19 protein-coding genes and 1 tRNA gene are annotated in these 19,928 nt (G+C 68.8%); 16 read left to right on the top strand and 4 right to left on the bottom strand.

Translation table 11 applies throughout. The features are described 5' to 3' along the window. Positions 1-210 precede the first annotated feature (210 nt). The 4 genes from E4T13_RS12590 to E4T13_RS12575 are packed head-to-tail and all read right to left on the bottom strand — an operon-like array spanning position 211 to position 4,365. Positions 211-1,419: a hypothetical protein gene (locus E4T13_RS12590; RefSeq protein ID WP_137178647.1), complete on the bottom strand. Its 1,209-nt coding sequence runs from the start codon at positions 1,417-1,419 to the stop codon at positions 211-213. A gap of 31 nt (positions 1,420-1,450) precedes the next feature. Next, positions 1,451-2,938 (bottom strand): tripartite tricarboxylate transporter permease, encoded by a 1,488-nt coding sequence (locus E4T13_RS12585; RefSeq protein ID WP_240791108.1) that lies wholly within the window; start codon positions 2,936-2,938, stop codon positions 1,451-1,453. A 4-nt stretch (positions 2,939-2,942) separates the two neighbouring features. After that, on the bottom strand, positions 2,943-3,398 hold the full coding sequence (locus E4T13_RS12580; RefSeq protein WP_137178646.1) for a tripartite tricarboxylate transporter TctB family protein: 456 nt from the start codon (positions 3,396-3,398) through the stop codon (positions 2,943-2,945). A gap of 4 nt (positions 3,399-3,402) precedes the next feature. Beyond that, on the bottom strand, positions 3,403-4,365 hold the full coding sequence (locus E4T13_RS12575; protein ID WP_137178645.1) for a tripartite tricarboxylate transporter substrate binding protein: 963 nt from the start codon (positions 4,363-4,365) through the stop codon (positions 3,403-3,405). A gap of 196 nt (positions 4,366-4,561) precedes the next feature. On the opposite strand from E4T13_RS12575, the gene E4T13_RS12570 reads away from it, so the two are divergent. The 16 genes from E4T13_RS12570 (at position 4,562) to E4T13_RS12495 (ending at position 19,922) form a co-directional block, all read left to right on the top strand. Then, positions 4,562-4,638: transfer RNA gene (locus E4T13_RS12570), tRNA-Asp, on the top strand. 260 nt (positions 4,639-4,898) lie between these two features. Beyond that, on the top strand, positions 4,899-5,267 hold the full coding sequence (locus tag E4T13_RS12565; RefSeq protein ID WP_137178644.1) for an NADH-quinone oxidoreductase subunit A: 369 nt from the start codon (positions 4,899-4,901) through the stop codon (positions 5,265-5,267). Positions 5,268-5,331: 64 nt separating this feature from the next. Continuing rightward, the gene (locus tag E4T13_RS12560) at positions 5,332-5,931 is read left to right on the top strand and encodes an NADH-quinone oxidoreductase subunit B family protein (protein WP_170984971.1); all 600 of its coding nucleotides are present in this window, start codon (positions 5,332-5,334) and stop codon (positions 5,929-5,931) included. A 4-nt stretch (positions 5,932-5,935) separates the two neighbouring features. Continuing rightward, positions 5,936-6,583 (top strand): NADH-quinone oxidoreductase subunit C, encoded by a 648-nt coding sequence (locus E4T13_RS12555; protein WP_137178902.1) that lies wholly within the window; start codon positions 5,936-5,938, stop codon positions 6,581-6,583. Continuing rightward, on the top strand, positions 6,580-7,815 hold the full coding sequence (locus tag E4T13_RS12550; RefSeq protein ID WP_137178642.1) for an NADH-quinone oxidoreductase subunit D: 1,236 nt from the start codon (positions 6,580-6,582) through the stop codon (positions 7,813-7,815). The genes E4T13_RS12555 and E4T13_RS12550 overlap by 4 nt, the downstream gene beginning before the upstream one ends. Next, entirely contained in the window at positions 7,812-8,429 is a 618-nt protein-coding gene (locus E4T13_RS12545) for an NAD(P)H-dependent oxidoreductase subunit E (protein WP_137178641.1), read from the top strand. The genes E4T13_RS12550 and E4T13_RS12545 overlap by 4 nt, the downstream gene beginning before the upstream one ends. A 2-nt stretch (positions 8,430-8,431) precedes the next feature. Next, positions 8,432-9,739 carry an NADH-quinone oxidoreductase subunit NuoF gene (gene nuoF / locus E4T13_RS12540; protein WP_137178640.1) on the top strand — a complete coding sequence of 436 codons (1,308 nt, stop codon included), beginning with the start codon at positions 8,432-8,434 and terminating at the stop codon, positions 9,737-9,739. Between the two features lie 6 nt (positions 9,740-9,745). Then, entirely contained in the window at positions 9,746-11,800 is a 2,055-nt protein-coding gene (gene nuoG / locus E4T13_RS12535) for an NADH-quinone oxidoreductase subunit NuoG (RefSeq protein ID WP_137178639.1), read from the top strand. A gap of 1 nt (position 11,801) precedes the next feature. Beyond that, complete coding sequence (nuoH, locus tag E4T13_RS12530; RefSeq protein ID WP_408906391.1) at positions 11,802-12,818, top strand: NADH-quinone oxidoreductase subunit NuoH; 1,017 nt, start codon at positions 11,802-11,804, stop codon at positions 12,816-12,818. 11 nt (positions 12,819-12,829) lie between these two features. Further along, positions 12,830-13,321 carry an NADH-quinone oxidoreductase subunit NuoI gene (nuoI, locus tag E4T13_RS12525; RefSeq protein ID WP_137178637.1) on the top strand — a complete coding sequence of 164 codons (492 nt, stop codon included), beginning with the start codon at positions 12,830-12,832 and terminating at the stop codon, positions 13,319-13,321. Then, on the top strand, positions 13,318-14,007 hold the full coding sequence (locus tag E4T13_RS12520; RefSeq protein ID WP_137178636.1) for an NADH-quinone oxidoreductase subunit J: 690 nt from the start codon (positions 13,318-13,320) through the stop codon (positions 14,005-14,007). The genes nuoI and E4T13_RS12520 overlap by 4 nt, the downstream gene beginning before the upstream one ends. A gap of 1 nt (position 14,008) precedes the next feature. Further along, positions 14,009-14,320 carry an NADH-quinone oxidoreductase subunit NuoK gene (gene nuoK, locus E4T13_RS12515; protein ID WP_206030164.1) on the top strand — a complete coding sequence of 104 codons (312 nt, stop codon included), beginning with the start codon at positions 14,009-14,011 and terminating at the stop codon, positions 14,318-14,320. A 3-nt stretch (positions 14,321-14,323) separates the two neighbouring features. Next, on the top strand, positions 14,324-16,237 hold the full coding sequence (gene nuoL / locus E4T13_RS12510) for an NADH-quinone oxidoreductase subunit L (RefSeq protein ID WP_137178635.1): 1,914 nt from the start codon (positions 14,324-14,326) through the stop codon (positions 16,235-16,237). After that, positions 16,234-17,745 (top strand): NADH-quinone oxidoreductase subunit M, encoded by a 1,512-nt coding sequence (locus E4T13_RS12505; protein WP_137178634.1) that lies wholly within the window; start codon positions 16,234-16,236, stop codon positions 17,743-17,745. The genes nuoL and E4T13_RS12505 overlap by 4 nt, the downstream gene beginning before the upstream one ends. Positions 17,746-17,752: 7 nt before the next feature. Beyond that, complete coding sequence (nuoN, locus tag E4T13_RS12500; protein WP_137178633.1) at positions 17,753-19,174, top strand: NADH-quinone oxidoreductase subunit NuoN; 1,422 nt, start codon at positions 17,753-17,755, stop codon at positions 19,172-19,174. Next, a complete protein-coding gene (locus E4T13_RS12495; protein ID WP_240791107.1) occupies positions 19,149-19,922 on the top strand; it encodes a biotin--[acetyl-CoA-carboxylase] ligase in 774 nt (257 codons plus the stop codon). Before nuoN ends, E4T13_RS12495 begins: the two co-directional genes overlap by 26 nt. Positions 19,923-19,928: the final 6 nt, after the last annotated feature.

The following is a 19,928-nucleotide window of genomic DNA, read 5'->3' as shown; positions in this document are numbered from 1 at the left end:
GCCGCCCGCGGTGCATCGCGGCGCTTCGCGCCAAGGAAAAATCCGTCGGAGGCCTGGAGAAGCGACCCGCGACGCGAAGGCGTCGCGGCGCGGCCCGCCACCCGCGGTGCAACGCGGCGCTTCGCGCCAAGGAAAAATCCGCCGGAGGGATAGGGAAGCGACCCGCGATGCGAACGCATCGCGTCGCGGCCCGCAACGGGCGATGCCCTCTCACCGCCCCGCGGGCAGGATCCCCAGCAGGTAGCTCTCGTTCCCGATCCCGGTGACGCGCGAGGTCACCGCGAAGCGCGCCAGGTCGAGCATCCACAGCACCGAGCTACCCGGCCCGCGCTTCCGGCCCCCGGTCACAGCGATCCAGCCCTCCGCGCCGTGCATCGCGATGCCGCGTGGCTGCGCCGGCCCGCCGGTCGGGTCTTCCAGCGCCAGGCGCGCCACCTCCCGCGCGGCGGCGACCTCCACCAGCGAGACGGTGCCGGAGGCGAAGCAGGACACCACCAGGTGCCGCCCGTCCGGCGTGAAGGCGGCGACGAAGGGCCGCGTGCCCTGCGCCGGATCGTCGGTGCCGACTCGGATCCGCGCCGCCTCGGCGCGCGCGGCGATGTCGATCAGGCTGATGGTGTTGCCGAAGGCGCCGGTGCGCATGCTCTCCCGCGCCGCGACGGCCGCGATCCGGCCGTCGGGCGAGACGCTGATCCCGAAGCCGCCCGACTGCACCGGCACGCGCGCCACCTCGGCGCCGGGGTCGCCCGCCAACGCCGCGGCCAGGTCGATCACGGACACATCGTCCGTGCCGCCATTCGCGGTCACCAGCCAGCCGGAGCCGAGCGCGCTGCAGGCGATGCCGTTCGGGTTGGGGAAGCGGCCGAAGCGCGGGTCGGGCGAGTCGCGCACCGGCGTGCCGCCGCCGTCGCGCAGCCGGATGCGCCGCGCGACCCGCAGCGTGGCGCGGTCGAAGGCAGTGATCTCCACGCCGCCATCCTCGGCCTCCGGCGCCTCCGCCGAGCCGACCAGCAGGTGCCGGCCATCGGGCGTGACCGTCGCGCCGACCGGGCCGGCGGTGCCGGTCTCCAGGATGCCGGCGATGGCGCCCATGGTGCCGTCGTTGCGCGGATCACGCAGCGCGGCGAGGTCCAGCAGCGTGACGGTGCCGGGGTGCCCGTGCTGGTAGGCGCCGGCCTCCGCGCCGGAAGCGCGGCCGGAATGGCAGACCACGTAACCATGCGGTCCGTCCGGCGGGATCACCACGTTCACCGGCTGGCCGGAGGCGGGGGCGCCCGCCACGTCCGGCGTCGCGCGCGGGCGGGCGATGACGGCGCGGTCGGTGCCGTCATGCGCGGGATCGCGCGCCGCGGCGGCGTCGATCACCGCCACCGTGTTGTCCCAGCGTCCGCTGGCGACGATGAGCGTGCCCGTGTGCATCCGTGTTCCTATCGCTCGCCGCGCGGCGTTCCTATCGCACGGCGCGCGGGCGGCGCTGCCAGGCGAGGGAGGCCAGCGGCACCAGCAGCGCCAGCGCCGCGCAGGCCAGCAGCCCCGCCGAGAGCGGCCGCGCCACGAAGATGGTGGGATCGCCGAGGCTCAGGGTCAGCGATTGGCGCATCGCCGTCTCGAACAGCGGCGAGAGCACCAGGCCCAGCACCATCGGCGCCATCGGCCAGTCGTAGCGCCGCATCATCCAGCCCACCAGGCCGAAGCCGACCAGCAGCCAGCAATCCTCGATGCTGTTGGCCTGCGAATAGACGCCCGCGATGCAGAGCGCGATGATCGGCGGGTAGAGCCAGGAATAGGGCACCGCCAGCAGCCGCGCGAACAACCCCGCCAGGGGCAGGTTCATGATCAGCAGGATCAGGTTGCCGATCAGCATGGAGGCGATCAGCGCCCAGACCAGGGAGGCGTTGGTGGTGAACATCTCCGGCCCCGGCCGCACGCCGAACATGATCAGCGCGCCGAGGATCACCGCCGTGGTGCCCGAGCCCGGGACGCCGAGCGAGAGCATCGGCACCAGCGCGCCGGAGGCGGCGGCGTTGTTCGACGCCTCCGGCCCCGCCACGCCCTCGATCGCGCCCTTGCCGAAGCGGGAGGGATCGCGGGCGAGCTTCTTCTCCACGATGTAGGCCACGAAGCTGGCGATGGTCGCGCCGGTCGCCGGCAGCACGCCGATGACGAAGCCGATCACCGATCCCCGCGCGATCGGCCATTTCGAACGCTGCCAGTCCTCGCGCGTCGGCAGCACGTCCTTGACCTTGGCGACCGGGCGCGCGGCTGCGTCGGCGCAGCCGGACAGCACCTCCCCCAGGCCGAAGAGCGCGACGGTCAGCACGATGAACTCGATGCCGTCCAGCAGCCAGACCTGGCCGAAGTCGAAGCGGGCCGTGCCGACCTGCGGGTCGATGCCCATGGTGCCGAGCGCCAGCCCCGCCACGCCCGCAACCAGCCCCTTCAGGACGGAACTGCCCACCGCGGCGAGCGCGACCAGCCCAAGCACGACGAGCGAAAAATACTCGGGCGGGCCGAAGGCCAGCGCCATCTTCGCCAGCGGCGGGGCGATGAGCATCAGCCCGACGGTGCCGAGCGTGCCGGCGATGAAGCTGCCGATGGCGGCGATGCCGAGCGCCGCGCCCGCGCGCCCCTGCAGCGCCATCTGGTAGCCGTCGATGCTGGTCATCACGGTGGAGGATTCGCCCGGCACCGAGATCAGCACGGAGGTCAGCGTGCCGCCGTACTGGCTGCCGTAGTAGATGCCGGCGAACAGGATCAGCGCCGCGGTCGGATCGAGGCCGAAGGTAATCGGCAGCAGCAGCGCGATGGCGGCCGAGGGCCCGATGCCCGGCAGCACGCCGACCACCTGGCCGAGCAGCACGCCGAGGAAGCACATGGCAACGTTGCCCGGCGTCAGCGCCGCGACGAAGCCCGCCATCAACTGGGGGAAGGCGTCCACGCGCTCAGCCGCCGAAGGGGCCGGCGGGCAGCGGCACGCCGAGCCAGGTCACGAAGATCAGGTGCAGCGCCGCGGACACCCCCGCCGCCGCCAGCAGGGAGCCGAGCAGCGGCTTGCGCTCGGCAAGCGCGTACAGCACCAGCAGCATCAGGAAGATGGCGGCGACGAAGCCCACCACCTCCAGCCCGAGCACCGCGGCTAGCGTGGCGGCCAGCACCAGCAGCGGCTTGCGCAGCGCGCCCGGCGCTTCGGTCGGCGCGTCGGCCCGGCGCAGCGCCTGCAGCCCGGCGGCCGCCGACAGCACGACGAGGAGCACGCCGAAGGCGAAGGGCAGCCAGCCCGGTCCCGGCGTCTCCCGTTCCCACATGGGCATGTCGCGGGCGCCGGCGAGCCAGACGAGCCCCATCGCGGCGAACCCGGCGGCGAGGCCGAGATCGCCCAGGGAGACGCGGCGGGTCACGCGCTCAGGCCGGCCGGCCGAGCAGCTCGCGGTAGAGCTTCTCCTGGCGCTCCAGGAAGGCGGCGAAGTCGGCGCCGAACATCGGCGCCTCGCTCGCCACGTTCTCCTTCAGGTAGCGCTTCCAGGCCTCGGTCGCGACCACCTTGCGCATCACCTCGGTCCAGTAGGCGGCGGCGGCATCGTTCACGCCGCCGGGCACGGCGATGCCGCGCCACATCTGGAAGTTCTCGGCATTGATGCCCTGCTCCTTCATCGTGGGCACGTCCGGCAGGTCGGTGAAGCGGGTGTCGCGGAAGACGCCAAGGGCACGGACCGCGCCGCCCTGGAGCTGGCCCATGAATTCCAGCGGATTTCCGATCACCGCCTGCACATGGCCGCCGAGCAGCGCGGTCAGCGCCTCGCCGCCGGAGTTGAAGTTGACCATGTTGAGCTCGGCGCCGATCGCGCGGCCGAACACCGTCACGGCCATCTGGTCCGTGGTGCCGCCGGTGCCGAAATTGACGCTGCGGGCCGGTGCGGCCTTCGCGGCGGCGGCGAAGGCGGCGGCGGTGCGGTGCGGGTTGTCGGCGCGGACGAAGAGCAGGAAGTCGTCCAGCATGACGTTGGCGATCGGCCGGACCAGGCTCAGGGTGCGGGCGTTCGGCACCATGATCGGGGTGATCTGGGTGGTGCCGTTGATCGCCACGATGGTGTTGGGATCGGTCCGCCGGCTGGCCGCCACATAGGCCATGCCCACCGCACCTCCGCCGCCGGGGCGGTTCACGGGATTCACGGCCACCGGCACCAGGCGCTCATCGGTCATGATCTTCTGGATCACGCGCGCCATCAGGTCGGCGCCGCCGCCGACGCCGAAGGGGATGACGAACTCCACGTCGCGGTTCGGCTGCCAGCCCTGCGCCCGTGCCAGGTTGGGCAGGGCGAGGGTTCCGAGGCCCAGGGCAAGGGCACTGCGGCGGTTGGGGTGCATGGCGACGTCTCCTCCGCGGCCCCGTTCCGGGCCTGCTCCGCGGATCAGAGTGTCGGGCCCGAGGCGCGTCAACGCTTTATTCGTCATCACTCCAACCAGCGAAACTCATCAATGCATGCGACAGCCCGCGCAGGGGGCCCTGCCAGCGTGCTTGACACCCCCGCCCGCGGCCCCTATTCCCCGCCGCCTGTCGCAAGCGGGTGTAGCTCAGTCGGTTAGAGCGCCGGCCTGTCACGCCGGAGGTCGCGGGTTCGAGCCCCGTCACTCGCGCCACGCGACGGTTTTCCCAATCTTGACGCGCTTCCGTGCCCTGGACGTTCCGGGCGCGCCTGCGCATTTGCCGCCTATCCCTTCCGTAACCTCGGCCCCCTATGGCGGAGCGCGCCGGGCGCGGGTAATGTCCGGCCACGCTGCGGTGCGGCATGGCGGGGACCTGCGGGAGATCGCGGGATGTCCCCCCTTGGCGCAGCGCGGCAGGCTGCGGGACGGCAAGATCCCGCGCGACGCAAGGCAAGGCTGAAGAGCAGGCGCACATGACCCAGCAGATGCTGGCCGAGTATTTTCCGATCCTGGTCTTCCTGGGCATCGCCGCGGCCATCGCCGGGGCGATGGTGGGCGGCGCCATGCTCGTGGCGCGGCAGAAGCCGGACCCGGAGAAGCTCTCGGCCTATGAGTGCGGCTTCGAGCCCTTCGACGACACGCGCCGGCGCTTCGACGTGCGCTTCTATCTCGTCGCCATCCTCTTCATCATTTTCGACCTGGAAGTGGCCTTCCTGTTTCCCTGGGCTGTCAGCCTGAACGAGATCGGGTGGTTCGGCTTCCTGTCGATGATGGGCTTCCTCGGCGTGCTGACCGTCGGCTTCGTGTACGAGTGGCGCAAGGGCGCGCTGGACTGGGAATAAGACCGGGAACGACGCCGAAGGGCGCTTCCCGACACCGGGCGCGGCGGGCGCCAGGGAGATCGGAATGAGTGGTTCGACCGTTGCGCCGCAGGACGGCGCCACCGCGCCGCGAGGCGCGGAAGACCGGATTGCATGGAACCGGGAGGCGCTGCCCCCCGGCCCCGCGCAGGACGCGGTGATCAAGGGCATCACCGGCGAAATGGAGGAAAAGGGCTTCGTCGTCGCCAACCTGGACAAGGTGGTGAACTGGGCCCGCACCGGCAGCCTCTGGCCGATGACCTTCGGCCTGGCCTGCTGCGCCGTGCCGATGATCCACGCGTACATGGCGCGCTACGACCTGGACCGCTTCGGCATCATCCCCCGCGGTTCGCCGCGCCAGTCCGACGTGATGATCGTGGCCGGCACCCTGACCAACAAGATGGCCCCCGCGCTACGCAAGGTCTACGACCAGATGAGCGAGCCGCGCTGGGTGATCAGCATGGGCAGCTGCGCCAATGGCGGCGGCTACTACCACTACAGCTATTCCGTGGTGCGCGGCTGCGACCGCATCGTCCCGGTGGATGTCTACGTGCCGGGCTGCCCGCCGACTGCCGAGGCGCTGGTCTATGGCATCCTGCAGCTGCAGAAGAAGATCCGCCGGACGGGGACCATCCTCCGTGGCTGAGCAGATGACCCTCGCCGAGCTCGGCGCCGCCATCGCGGAGGCCGCCGGTCCCGCCGTGCAGGAAGCCTTTGTGGAACGCGGGCAGGAGCTGGTGCTGCGCGTCACGCGCCAGGGCCTGCTGCCGGTGCTGACGCTGCTGCGCGACGATCCGCGCCTGTCCTTCGAGCAGCTGATGGACCTCTGCGGCATGGACTGGCCCGAGCGCGCGGAGCGCTTCGAGGTGGTCTACAACCTGCTCAGCCTTCAGCATAATCGCCGCATCCGCGTGCTGGTCGCGACGGACGAGGCGACGCCGGTGCCGAGCGTCATGGAGATCTGGCCCGCGGCGAGCTGGTACGAGCGCGAGGCCTGGGACATGTACGGCATCGTCTTCGAAGGGCAGCCCGACCTGCGCCGCCTGCTGACCGACTACGGCTTCGAAGGGCATCCGCTGCGCAAGGACTTCCCGCTGACCGGCCATGTCGAAGTCCGCTATGACGAGGCGCGCAAGCAGGTGGTCTACGAGCCTGTCTCGCTGACGCAGGATTTCCGGAACTTCGACTTCCTCTCGCCCTGGGAAGGCATGACCACGCTGCCGGGCGATGAGAAGGTCCACCTGACGCGCGAGGCGCGCGGCCAGATCGAAAGCGCCCCCGAGGGACCGAAGGCATGAGCGGCGAGGTTTCCCTTCACGTCGTTCCCCCGGCCGAGGAAACGACCAAGCGCACCGTCGAGGTCGAGTCGCACCACATCAACTTCGGCCCGCAGCACCCCGCCGCACACGGCGTGCTGCGCCTCATCCTGGAGATGAAGGGCGAGGTGGTGGAGCGCGCCGACCCGCATATCGGCCTGCTGCATCGCGGCACCGAGAAGCTGATGGAGTACAAGACGTATCTCCAGGCGATGCCCTACATGGATCGCCTGGACTACGTCTCGCCCATGTGCATGGAGCACAGCTGGGTGCTGGCGGTGGAGAAGCTGCTCGGCATCGAGGAGCAGGTGCCGGAGCGTGCGCGCTGGATCCGCACCATGTTCGCGGAGCTGACGCGCATCGCGAACCACCTGCTGAACATCACGACCTATGCGCTGGATGTGGGCGCGATCACGCCGAGCCTCTGGGGCTTCGAGCAGCGCGAATACCTCATCGAGTTCTACGAGCAGGTCGGCGGCAGCCACTACCACGTGAACTACTTCCGTGCCGGCGGCGTGCACAAGGACCTGCCGGCGGGGCTGACCGACAAGATCGAGAAGTGGGCCGCGCAGTTCCCGAAATTCCTCGATGAGCTCGAGGGGCTGCTGACGGAGAACCGCATCTTCAAGCAGCGCACCGTGGACATCGGGGTGATGAGCGCCGAGCAGGCGATGGCGTGGGGCTTCAGCGGGCCCTGCATCCGTGCCTCCGGCTGCGCCTGGGACCTGCGCAAGTCGCAGCCCTACGAGATGTACGGCCAGCTCGACTTCGACGTGCCGGTCGGCGTGCATGGCGACTGCTACGACCGCTACCTGGTGCGCATGCAGGAGATGCGGCAGAGCCTGCGCATCGTCCACCAGTGCCTGGAGCGAATGAAGCCCGGCCCGATCAAGGTGCTGGACAACAAGATCGCGCCGCCGCCGCGTGGCGAGATGAAGCGTTCGATGGAGAGCCTGATCCATCACTTCAAGCTCTACACCGAGGGCTACCATGTGCCGGAAGGCGCGACCTACACGGTGACCGAGGCGCCGAAGGGCGAGTTCGGCGTCTACATGGTGGCCGACGGCACCAACCGCCCGTACCGCGTGAAGATCCGCGCGCCGGGCTTCGCGCATCTCCAGGCGATGGAGACGCTCTCCAAGGGGCACATGCTGGCGGACGCCGTCTCCATCATCGGCAGCCTCGACATCGTGTTCGGGGAGATCGATCGGTGAGCGCGGTGGAGCACATCGAGCCGACGACGTTTGCGTTCGACGAACAGAGCGAGGCGCAGGTCACGAAAATCCTGGCGCGCTATCCGGCGGGCAAGCAGGCGAGTGCCACGATCCCGCTGCTCTATGTCGTGCAGCGCCAGATGGGGCGGCAGACCGGCAGCGCCTGGGTGCCGCGCTTGGCGATGGACGTGATTGCTGAGCGCCTCGGCATCGCGCCGATCCGCGTCTACGAGGTCGCGACTTTCTACTTCATGTTCAACATGAAGCCGATCGGCCGCTATCACCTGCAACTCTGCGGCACCACGCCCTGCATGTTGCGCGGATCGGACGACGTGATGCGCGCCTGCCACGACGCGGCGCATGTGCATGTCGGCCAGACCAGCGCGGACGGTCTGTTCACGCTGACCGAGGTGGAATGCCTCGGCGCCTGCGTGAACGCGCCGGTGCTGCAGGTGGATGACGACTACTACGAGGACCTCGACTACGACCGCACGGTCGCGCTGATCGAGGCACTGAAGCGCGGCGAGCGGCCGAAGCCGGGCAGCACCATCGGGCGCCAGACCAGCGCGCCCGAAGGCGGCCCGCTGACGCTGACCGACGTGCCGGGAGAATAGCGATGGCGCTCTCCGACAAGGACCGCATCTTCACCAACCTCTACGGCATGCAGGACTGGCGCCTGCCGGCCGCGCAGCGCCGCGGCAACTGGGATGGCACGAAGGCCATCCTGGAACGCGGCCGCGACGGCATCATCGAGGAGGTGAAGAATTCCGGCCTGCGCGGCCGCGGCGGCGCGGGCTTCCCCACCGGCATGAAGTGGTCCTTCATGCCGAAGCAGGCGAGCGAACGGCCGCACTACCTCGTGGTCAATGCCGACGAATCCGAGCCCGGCACCTGCAAGGACCGCGACATCATCCGCCACGATCCGCACACGCTGATCGAAGGCTGCCTGATCGCCGGCTTCGCGATGGGCGCGCATGCCGGCTACATCTACATCCGCGGCGAGTACTACAATGAGAGCGAGGTGCTGGAGGCGGCGATCGAGGAGGCCTATGCGGCCGGCCTGATCGGCAAGAACGCCTGCGGCAGCGGCTGGGACTTCGACCTCTACGTCCATCGCGGCGCCGGCGCCTATATCTGCGGCGAAGAGACCGCGCTGATCGAAAGCCTGGAAGGCAAGAAGGGAATGCCGCGGCTGAAACCGCCATTCCCCGCCGCCGTCGGGCTCTACGGCGCGCCGACCACGGTGAACAACGTCGAGACCATCGCGGTGGTGCCGGAGATCATGCGACGCGGCGGCGCCTGGTTCGCGCAGTTCGGTCGCCCGAAGAATTCCGGCACGAAGATCTTCTGCATCCAGGGCCATGTGAACAGGCCCTGCAACGTGGAGGAGGAGATGAGCATCCCGATGCGGGAGCTCATCGAGCGGCATGCCGGCGGCGTGCGCGGCGGCTGGGATAATCTGCTCTGTGTCATCCCCGGCGGCTCCTCCACGCCGCTGCTGCCGAAGCACATTTGCGACGACGTGCTGATGGATTTCGATGCGCTGCGCGAGCACAAGTCGGGCCTCGGCACGGCGGGCGTGATCGTGATGGACAAGTCCACCGACATCGTCCGCGCCATCGCGCGCCTGTCACGCTTCTACAAGCATGAGAGCTGCGGCCAGTGCACGCCCTGCCGCGAAGGCATGGGCTGGGTCAGCCGCATGATGGACCGCATGGTGGAAGGCCGCGCCGAGGTCGAGGAGATCGACCTGCTCGAGGAAGTGACGCGCCGCATCGAGGGCCACACGATCTGCGCGCTGGCGGATGGCGGCGTCTGGCCGGTGCAGGGGCTGATCCGGCACTACCGGCCGGTCATGGAAGAACGCATCGCCGCCTACAAGGCGGCACGCGGCGGCGCGCAACTGCCGCTGGCGGCGGAGTAGCGCGGCATGGCCAAGGTCACCGTCGACGGCATCGAGGTGGAGGTCCCGAACGGGGCTTCCGTGCTTCAAGCGTGCGAGGCCGCGGGCAAGGAGATCCCGCGCTTCTGCTACCACGAACGGCTGAGCGTCGCCGGCAATTGCCGCATGTGCCTGGTCGAGGTGGAGAAGGCGCCGAAGCCGATCGCCTCCTGCGCCTATCCGGTCGCGGACGGCATGGTGGTGAAGACCGACAGCCCGATGGTGCGCAACGCGCGCCGGGGCGTGATGGAATTCCTGCTGATCAACCATCCGCTGGACTGCCCGATCTGCGACCAGGGCGGCGAGTGCGACCTGCAGGACCAGGCGGTCGCCTACGGCATGGACCACTCCCGCTACCGCGAGCCGAAGCGCGTGGTGAAGGACAAGTACATGGGTCCGCTGATCAAGACGATCATGACCCGCTGCATCCAGTGCACGCGCTGCGTCCGCTTCTCGGCCGAGGTCGCGGGCACCTCCGAGCTCGGCGGCACCAACCGCGGCGAGAACATGGAGATCGGCACCTATGTCGAGAAGGCGCTGACCAGCGAACTCAGCGGCAACCTGATCGATATCTGCCCGGTCGGCGCGCTGACCTCCCGGCCCTATGCGTTCGTCTCGCGGCCCTGGGAGCTGCGCAAGACCGACAGCATCGACGTGCAGGACGCGACCGGCACGAACATCCGCATCGACACCCGCGGGCCGGAAGTTCTGCGCATCCTGCCGCGCATCAATGACGATGTGAACGAGGAGTGGATGGCCGATCGCGGCCGCTTCTCCTTCGACGGCCTCAAGCGCAAGCGGCTTGACCGGCCCTGGCTGCGCGTGGACGGCAAGCTGCGCCCGGCGAGCTGGGCGGAGGCCTTCCGCGCCATCGCCGCGCGCGTCCGCGCGGCGTCGCCCGACCGCATCGGCGCGGTGGCCGGCGAGCTGGTGGATGCGGAGAGCGTGTTCGCGCTGAAGGCGCTGATGGCGGCGCTTGGCTCGCAGAACCTGGATTGCCGCACCGATGGCGCGGCGATCGATGCCTCGCGTCGCGATTTCTTCCTGTTCAACAGCACCATCGCCGGCATCGACCAGGCGGATGCGCTGCTCATCATCGGCAGCGATCCGCGCAAGGAAGCGCCGGTGATCAATGCGCGCATCCGCAAGCGCACGCTGGCCGGCCGCTTCCCGGTGGCACGCATCGGCGCGCCGGGCGTGGACCTGACCTATCCGCACCAGCATCTCGGCGACGGGCCTGCGGCGCTGCGCGCGCTGCTGGACGGTTCGCACCCCTTCATGGAGGTGCTGAAGGGCGCGAAGAACCCGATGGTGATCGTCGGGCGCGGCGCCCTGGCGCGGCCTGACGGGCTGCATGTCCTGGCGGCGGCCTGGCAGGTCGCCGTGGCGGCGAATGCCCTGCGGCCGGATTGGCACGGCTTCAACCTGCTGCACCTGTTCGGCGGGCAGGCAGGTGCGCTGGAGCTCGGCTTCCTGCCGGGTCCGAGAGGCAGGACGCTGGGCGGCATGCTCGGCGGCGGCGTGGATGTGCTGTGGCTGCTCGGCGCGGACGGCTTCGATCCCGCGGCGATCGGCGCGGAGACCTTCGTCATCTACCAGGGCCATCACGGCGACCGCGCGGCCGCGCGCGCCGACGTGATCCTGCCCGGCGCGGCCTATACCGAGAAGGACGCCACCTACCTCAACACCGAGGGCCGCGCGCAGCGCGCCTGGCTCGCGGTGCACGCGCCCGGCGAGGCGCGGGAGGATTGGCGCATCATCCGCGCGGCGAGCGAGGTGCTGGGCACGCGCCTGCCCTTCGATACGCTGGAGCAGTTGCGCGCCGCGATGGCGCAGGCCGTTCCGATGCTCGCCGCGCCCTTCGCGCCGCGCGGCTGCGAGGACGCCTCCGGCCCCGCGGGCAATCCTTCGGAGATGTCGGACGCGCCCTTCGCGCCGGCGATCACCCATTATCACCTGGCGGACCAGATCGCGCGCGCCTCCGACGTGATGGCGGAATGCGCGCGCGTCTACGGCGAAGCGCCGGCGCTCGCCGCGGAGTGACGTGATGGAAGGCTTCCTCGCAACCCCCGTCGGCCACCTGGCGCTGACCGTCGCGCAGGCGATGGCGCTGCTGGTGCCGCTGCTGATCGGCGTCGCCTATCTCACCTGGGCCGAGCGCAAGGTCCTGGCCGCGATGCAGCTGCGCAAGGGGCCGAACGTGGTCGGCCCCTTCGGCCTGCTGCAGCCCTTCGCCGACGCGATCAAGATGCTGATGAAGGAGACGATCATCCCCGCCGGGGCCAGCCGCGTGCTGTTCATCATGGCGCCGATGATCACCTTCATGCTGGCCATGCTCGCCTGGGCGGTGATCCCGGTGAACGACGGCTGGGCGATCGCCGACATCAATGTCGGCATCCTCTACCTGTTCGCGATCAGCTCGCTCGGCGTCTACGGCATCATCATCGCGGGCTGGGCGTCGAACTCCAAATACGCCTTCCTCGGCGCGCTGCGCTCGGCGGCGCAGATGGTGTCCTACGAGGTCAGCATGGGCTTCGTCATCGTGACCGTGCTGCTCTGCGTCGGATCGCTGAACCTGACCGAGATCGTCCGCGCGCAGGCGGACATGTGGTTCATCATCCCGCTCTTCCCGATGTTCGTGATCATGTTCATCTCGGCGCTGGCCGAGACGAACCGCGCCCCCTTCGACCTGCCCGAAGGCGAGAGCGAGCTCGTCGCCGGATTCTTCGTCGAATACAGCTCGATGTCCTTCGCGCTGTTCTTTCTCGGCGAATACGCGAACATGATCCTGATGAGCGCGCTGATCACCATCCTGTTCCTGGGTGGCTGGTACGCGCCCTTCGACATCGCGCCCTTCACCTGGATCCCCGGGCCGATGTGGTTCGTGTTCAAGATCTGCTTCTGCCTGTTCGTCTTCATCTGGGTGCGCGCCACCTTCCCGCGCTACCGCTACGACCAGCTCATGCGGCTGGGCTGGAAGGTGTTCCTGCCGTTCAGCCTGGTGTGGCTGGTGCTGACCGCCGCGGCGCTGAAGCTGTTCGGCTGGCTGCCGGCCGCCTGAGGGACACGATCATGGCGCTCACCCTCGACCGCGTCGCGCGATCCTTCCTGCTGGCGGAACTCGCCCAGGGGATGTGGCTGACGCTCAAGACCTTCTTCAAGCCGAAGGCGACCATCTCCTATCCGTACGAGAAGACGCCGCTGAGCCCGCGCTTCAAGGGGGAGCACGCGCTGCGCCGCTACCCGAACGGGGAGGAGCGCTGCATCGCCTGCAAGCTGTGCGAGGCGATCTGCCCCGCCCAGGCCATCACCATCGAGGCCGAGCCGCGCGAGGACGGCTCCCGCCGCACCACGCGCTACGACATCGACATGGTGAAGTGCATCTACTGCGGCATGTGCGAGGAAGCCTGCCCGGTGGACGCGATCGTCGAGGGGCCGAACATGGAGTTCGCGACCGAGACGCGCGAGGAGCTGCTCTACAACAAGGAACGCCTGCTGGAGAACGGCGACCGCTGGGAAGCGGCGCTGGCGAAGCGGCTTGAGCTGGACGCGCCCTACCGATGATCGCAGCCCTCGCCTTCTACCTGTTCGCGGCGGTGCTGATCGCCTCCGCGGTGATGGTGGTAACCAGCCGCAACCCCGTGCACAGCGTGCTGTTCCTGATCCTCACCTTCTTCAACGCCGCCGCGCTGTTCCTGCTGGCGGGCGCCGAGTTCCTGGCGATGATCCTGGTCATCGTCTATGTCGGCGCCGTCGCCGTGCTGTTCCTGTTCGTCGTGATGATGCTGGACATAGACTTCGCGGCGCTGCGGGAGGGTTTCCAGCGCTACGCGCCGATCGGCGGCGTGGTCGGCGCGATCCTGCTGCTGGAACTGCTGCTGGTCTTCGGCACCTGGCAGTTCGCCTCCGACGCGGCGGGGTTCCGGCTCAACCCCGCGCCCGCCGGCGTGGACAACACGCGCGCGCTGGGCCGCATCATGTACACGGACTTCGTCTGGCTGTTCCAGCTTTCCGGCCTGATCCTGCTGGTGGCGATGATCGGCGCCATCGTGCTGACGCTGCGCGGCAAGACCTCCACCAAGCGGCAGGACATCGGCCGGCAGATCGCGCGCAGCGGCAGCGTGAACCTGCGCCAGCCGGCGCTCGGCGCCGGCCTCGGCGAGATCGGCATCGAGCGGCCGCCGGTCGATGCGCCGGCCGAGCCGAAGAAGCTCGCTCATGCCGACCACGGCCACGGGGGACACCACTGAGATGATGGCCGTCGGCCTCGCGCACTACCTCACGGTCAGTGCCATCCTTCTCACGCTCGGCGTGCTCGGCATCTTCCTGAATCGGAAGAACGTCATCGTCATCCTGATGTCGGTGGAGCTGATCCTGCTCTCGGTCAGCCTCAACCTCGTCGCCTTCTCGGCCACGCTCGGCGACCTGACGGGCCAGGTCTTCGCGATGCTGATCCTGACCGTCGCGGCCGCAGAGGCGGCGATCGGGCTGGCCATCGTGGTCATCTACTTCCGCAACCGCGGCACGATCGAGGTGGAGGAAATCTCCACCCTGAAGGGCTAGGCGATGTACGTCGGCGCCATCTTCTTCCCCCTGCTGGGCGCGACGCTCGCGGGGTTCTTCGGCCGCTGGCTGGGCGACAAGGCATCGCAGTGGGTAACGGTGGCCTGCATGGTGCTGGCGGCCGCCTGCGGCATCGGCGCCTTCGTCGAGGTGGCGCTGAACGGCGCGCCGGGCGTCGTGCCGATCGTCACCTTCATCGATGTCGGCGGCTTCGAGGTGTCCTGGGCGCTGCGCTACGACACGCTGAGCGTGGTGATGGTCGCGATGGTGACCTTCATCTCCACGCTGATCCACCTCTACAGCGTCGGCTACATGTCGCATGACGCGACGATCCCGCGCTTCTTCGCCTATCTCAGCCTGTTCACCTTCATGATGCTGATGCTGGTGACGGCGGACAACCTCGTGCAGCTGTTCTTCGGCTGGGAGGGTGTCGGCCTCGCGAGCTACCTGCTGATCGGCTACTGGTACGAGCGCGAGAGCGCGAACCGCGCGGCGATGAAGGCCTTCATCGTGAACCGCGTCGGCGACCTGTTCTTCATGCTGGGCCTGGCGCTGACCTTCTGGACCTTCCAGTCCGTGGAGTTCGACGCGATCTTCGCCGGCGTGCCGGCGGCACGGCAGGTGACCTTCCTGGGCATGCCCGCGCTCGAGGTGATCGGCGTGCTGCTGTTCCTCGGTGCCTGCGGCAAGTCGGCGCAGCTTGGCCTGCACACCTGGCTGCCGGACGCGATGGAAGGCCCGACGCCGGTCTCCGCGCTGATCCATGCGGCGACGATGGTGACCGCGGGCGTGTTCCTGATGGCGCGCATGTCGCCCGTGATGGAATACGCGCCGGTCGCGCTGGCGATCGTGACGATCGTCGGCGCCTCCACCGCGATCTTCGCGGCGACGATCGGCTGCGTGCAGAACGACATCAAGCGGATCATCGCCTATTCCACCTGTTCGCAGCTCGGCTACATGTTCTTCGCCGCCGGCGTCGGCGTCTATCAGGCGGCGATCTTCCACCTCTTCACCCACGCCTTCTTCAAGGCGCTGCTGTTCCTCGGCGCCGGCAGCGTGATCCACGCGATGTCCGACGAGCAGGACATTCGCAGGATGGGCGGCATCTGGAAGAAGATCCCGATCACCTATGCCGTGATGTGGATCGGCAGCCTGGCGCTGGCCGGCGTGCCGCTCTTCGCCGGCTACTACTCGAAGGACATGGTGCTGGAGGTTGCCTATGCCGCGCATAGCGGGCCTGGCGCGTACGCCTTCGCCATGGGCCTGCTCGCCGCCTTCCTGACGGCATTCTACTCCTGGCGCCTCATCATCCTGACCTTCCACGGCGCGCCGCGCGCGGACCATCACGTGATGGAGCATGTGCACGAAAGCCCCCCGGTCATGCTGATCCCGCTGCTGGTGCTGGCGGCCGGCGCGATCGTCACCGGCTACCTGTTCTACCCGCTCTTCGTGGGCGACCAGCAGGAAGCCTTCTGGAACGGCGCGATCCACACCGCCGCGCACAACCACGTGCTGCACCATGCGCATGAGGTGCCGGAATGGGTGCCGCTGGCGCCCACGGTGGTGGGCGTTGCCGGCATCGCACTCGCCTACATCCTCTACATGTTCGCGCCGGGCATCCCCGGCCAGCTCGCCGCGCGCTTCAACGGCGTCTACCGCTTCCTGCTGAACAAGTGGTATTTCGACGAGCTCTACGACGCGATCTTCGTCCGGCCCGCGCAGTATCTTGCGCGCGCCTTCTGGAAGACCGGCGATGCGCGGCTGATCGATGGCGTGCCGAACGGCGCGGCGGCGCTTGCGGTGGATGTCGCGCGGGGCGCCGCCCGCATCCAGACCGGGCGGGTGGCGAACTACGCCTTCACGATGATCATCGGCCTCGTCCTCTTCGTCACCCTGCTGCTCTACGGTGCCCGATGAACGCCGCCGGCTTCCCGATCCTCAGCCTCGTCACCTTCCTGCCTCTGGCGGGCGCCTTCATCATCCTGATGGTGCGCGGCGAGGATGAGGTCGTCGCGCGCAACGCACGCTGGACCGCGCTGTGGACCAGCCTGATCACGCTGGCGCTCTCGCTCATTCTCTGGGCGCGCTTCGATCCCTCCACGGCGGATTTCCAGTTCGTGGAACGGGTCGCGTGGCTGCCCGAGTTCGGCGTGAACTACCACATGGGCGTGGACGGCATCTCCGTGCTGTTCGTGCTGCTCTCCACGCTTCTCACGCCGCTCTGCATCCTGGCGTCTTGGGAGAGCGTGCAGACACGCGTGCGCGACTACATGGTCGCCTTCCTCGTGCTGGAAAGCATGATGGTCGGCATGTTCTGCGCGCTCGATTTCGTGGTGTTCTACATCTTCTTCGAGGCCGTGCTGATCCCGATGTTCCTGATCATCGGCGTCTGGGGCGGCGCGCGGCGCGTGTATGCCGCCTTCAAGTTCTTCCTCTACACGCTGGCGGGCTCGCTGCTGATGCTGCTGGCGATCCTGGCGGTCTGGTACTATGCAGGCACCACCGACATCCCGACCTTGATGGCCACGGCCTTCCCGCCGGCGATGCAGTTCTGGCTGTTCCTGGCCTTCTTCGTCTCCTTCGCGGTGAAGGTGCCGATGTGGCCGGTGCATACCTGGCTGCCGGACGCGCATGTGGAAGCGCCCACCGCCGGCTCCGTCATCCTGGCGGGCGTGCTGCTGAAGATGGGCGCCTATGGCTTCGTCCGCTTCTCGCTGCCGATGCTGCCGCATGCCAGCGCGGATTTCGCGCCGCTGATCTTCGCGCTGTCGGTCGTGGCCGTGGTCTACACCTCCCTCGTCGCGCTCGCGCAGGAGGACATGAAGAAGCTGATCGCCTATTCCTCGGTCGCCCATATGGGCATCGTGACGCTCGGCATCTTCACCTTCACGCAGCAGGGACTCTCGGGCGCACTGTTCACCATGCTGTCGCACGGCGTGGTTTCAGGCGCGCTGTTCCTCTGCGTCGGTGTGCTCTACGACCGCGTGCATTCACGCGAGATCGCGCGCTACGGCGGGGTCGCGAAGATCATGCCGGCCTATGCGCTGATCTTCATGCTGTTCACGATGGCCTCGGTCGCGCTGCCGGGCACGGCGGGCTTCCCGGGTGAGCTGCTGGTCATCGTCGGCGCCTTCAAGGTGAACCCCTGGGTGGCGTTTGGTGCCGCGCTCGGCATGATCCTCGGCGCGGCCTACATGCTGTATCTCTATCGCCGCGTCGCCTTCGGGAAGATCACGCGCGACGATCTGCGCGCGCTGCTCGATCTCAGCCCGCGCGAATACGCGGTCTTCGCGCCGCTGATCCTGCTGACGCTCTGGATGGGGGTCTACCCCTCGTCGTTCCTCAACTTCTTCGAGGCCAGCGTGGCGAACCTGATCGCGCAGCACGAAGCCGCGCTCAGCGCCGCGCGCCTGGCGGGGATGTGACGCCGTGATGAACTGGACCCTCGCCGCGCCGGAGATCCTGCTCGGCGTCTCCGGCCTCGTGATCCTGCTGATCGGCGTGATCCCGCGAAAGGGGATGTTCTTTCCCGTGGCCATGGCGGTGGTCGGCGCGCTGATCCTGGCCGCCGTCCTGGTGCTCGGTCAGGACGAGGGCACCGCCTTCCTCGGCCAGTATGTCGCGGACGACTTCTCGCGCTTCGCCAAGGTGCTGATCCTGCTGGGCGCCGCGTTGGGCCTCGTGCTTGCGCTGGATTTCAACGAGAAGGCCGACCTCGCCCGGTTCGAGTATCCGGTGCTGATGCTCTTCGCGACGCTCGGCATGATGGTCATGGTCTCGGCCAACGACCTCATGTCGCTGTATATCGGGCTCGAGCTGCTGTCGCTCTCGCTCTACGTCATCGCCGCCTTCGACCGCGACAATCCCCGCAGCGCGGAGGCGGGGCTGAAGTATTTCGTGCTCGGCGCGCTCGCCTCAGGCCTGCTGCTCTATGGCGCATCGCTGGTCTATGGCTTCGCGGGCACGACGAATTTCGACCGTCTCGCGGACGCGCTCTCGGCGGGCGATGTCGGCACGGGCGTCGTCGTCGGGCTGGTCTTCGTGCTGGCGGGCCTCGCCTTCAAGGTCTCGGCGGTGCCGTTCCACATGTGGACGCCGGATGTGTACGAAGGCGCCCCGACCCCGGTCACCGCGTTCTTCGCCACGGCGCCGAAGGTCGCTGCCATCGCGCTGCTGATGCATGTGCTGATCGGCCCCTTCGGCGACCTCTCGGCGCAGTGGATGCAGGTGATCTGGCTCTGCTCCGCGGGTTCGATGATCCTCGGCGCCTTCGCCGCCATCGGGCAGAAGAACATCAAGCGGCTGATGGCCTATTCCTCCATCGGCCATGTCGGCTACGCGCTGATGGGCCTCGCGGTGGCGAACGACACCGGCTATCGCGGCGTTCTGGTCTACATGGCGATCTACGTGGTGATGAATCTCGGCACCTTCGCCGTGCTGATCGCCATGCGCCGCGGCGGCCGCGCGCTGGAGCAGGTGGAGGACCTGGCCGGTCTCGGGAAGACGGATCCCGCGATGGCGCTGTGGATGGCGGTGTTCATGTTCTCGATGGCCGGCATCCCGCCGCTCGCCGGCTTCTTCGGCAAGCTCTACGTCTTCCTCGCCGCGGTTCAGGCCGGGTTCTGGACGCTGGCCATCATCGGCATCGTCACCAGCGTGATCGCCAGCTACTACTACCTGCGCATCGTGAAGGTGATGTATTTCGACAGCGCCGAGCAGGGCGCGCTGGATGCGCGGCCCGCCAGCCTGACGGTGGTGATGGCCGGCACGGGGCTGCTGACGCTGCTGTTCTTCCTGTTCCCCGCGGCGCTGATCGGCGCGGCGCAGGTTGCCGTCGCCGCGCTCGCCGGCTGAGGGCGCGGCCGCGCTGCCGCCGGGCTGGCGGCTGCGCATCGAGGCCGAATTGCCTTCGACCTCGGATCTTCTGCAGCGACTGGCCGCGGCGGGAGAGCCGGAGGGGCTTGCCATCCTCGCCCGCCGCCAGACCGCCGGGCGCGGTCGCGATGGCCGAAGCTGGCAGAGCCCGGAGGGCAACCTCTCCATCTCGCTGCTGCTCCGCCCGGATGCGCCGGCCGCCCATGCGCCGCGCTTCGCCTTGCTCGGCGGCGTCGCGCTGGCCGAGGCGCTCTCCGCCTTCCTGCCGGACCGGGACGCCATCCGGCTGAAATGGCCGAACGACCTGCTGCTCGGCGGGGCGAAGCTGGCGGGCATGCTGTGCGAAGGCTCGGCGCATGACGGGCGGATCGAATGGATCGCGCTGGGCCTCGGCGCCAACCTGGCGGTGGCACCGGCGGTGCCGGACCGGCCCACCACCTGCGTCGCCGCCTATGCTGCGGCGCCGGAGCCGGAAGCGGTCGCCGTCGCGCTGATCCGCGCCGTGGCGGCCTGGCAGCACCGCCTGGCGACAGAGGGCATCGCGCCGCTGCTGGACGCATGGCAGCACCGCGGACCGCGCCCGGGCACGATGTTGACGCTGCGCACCGGTGCGGGTGAAACCTCCGGCCTCTACCGGGGCCTGGATGCGGACGGCGCCCTGCTGCTGGAGACGGATGGGCGGACCAGGCGCTTCGCGACCGGCGAGCTCTCGGCGGGAGGAGACTGAGGTCCC

The sequence above is a fragment of the Roseomonas sp. AR75 genome, from assembly GCF_005222815.1.
Taxonomy (GTDB): domain Bacteria; phylum Pseudomonadota; class Alphaproteobacteria; order Acetobacterales; family Acetobacteraceae; genus Falsiroseomonas.
This window is presented reverse-complemented; position numbering and strand designations above follow the sequence as displayed.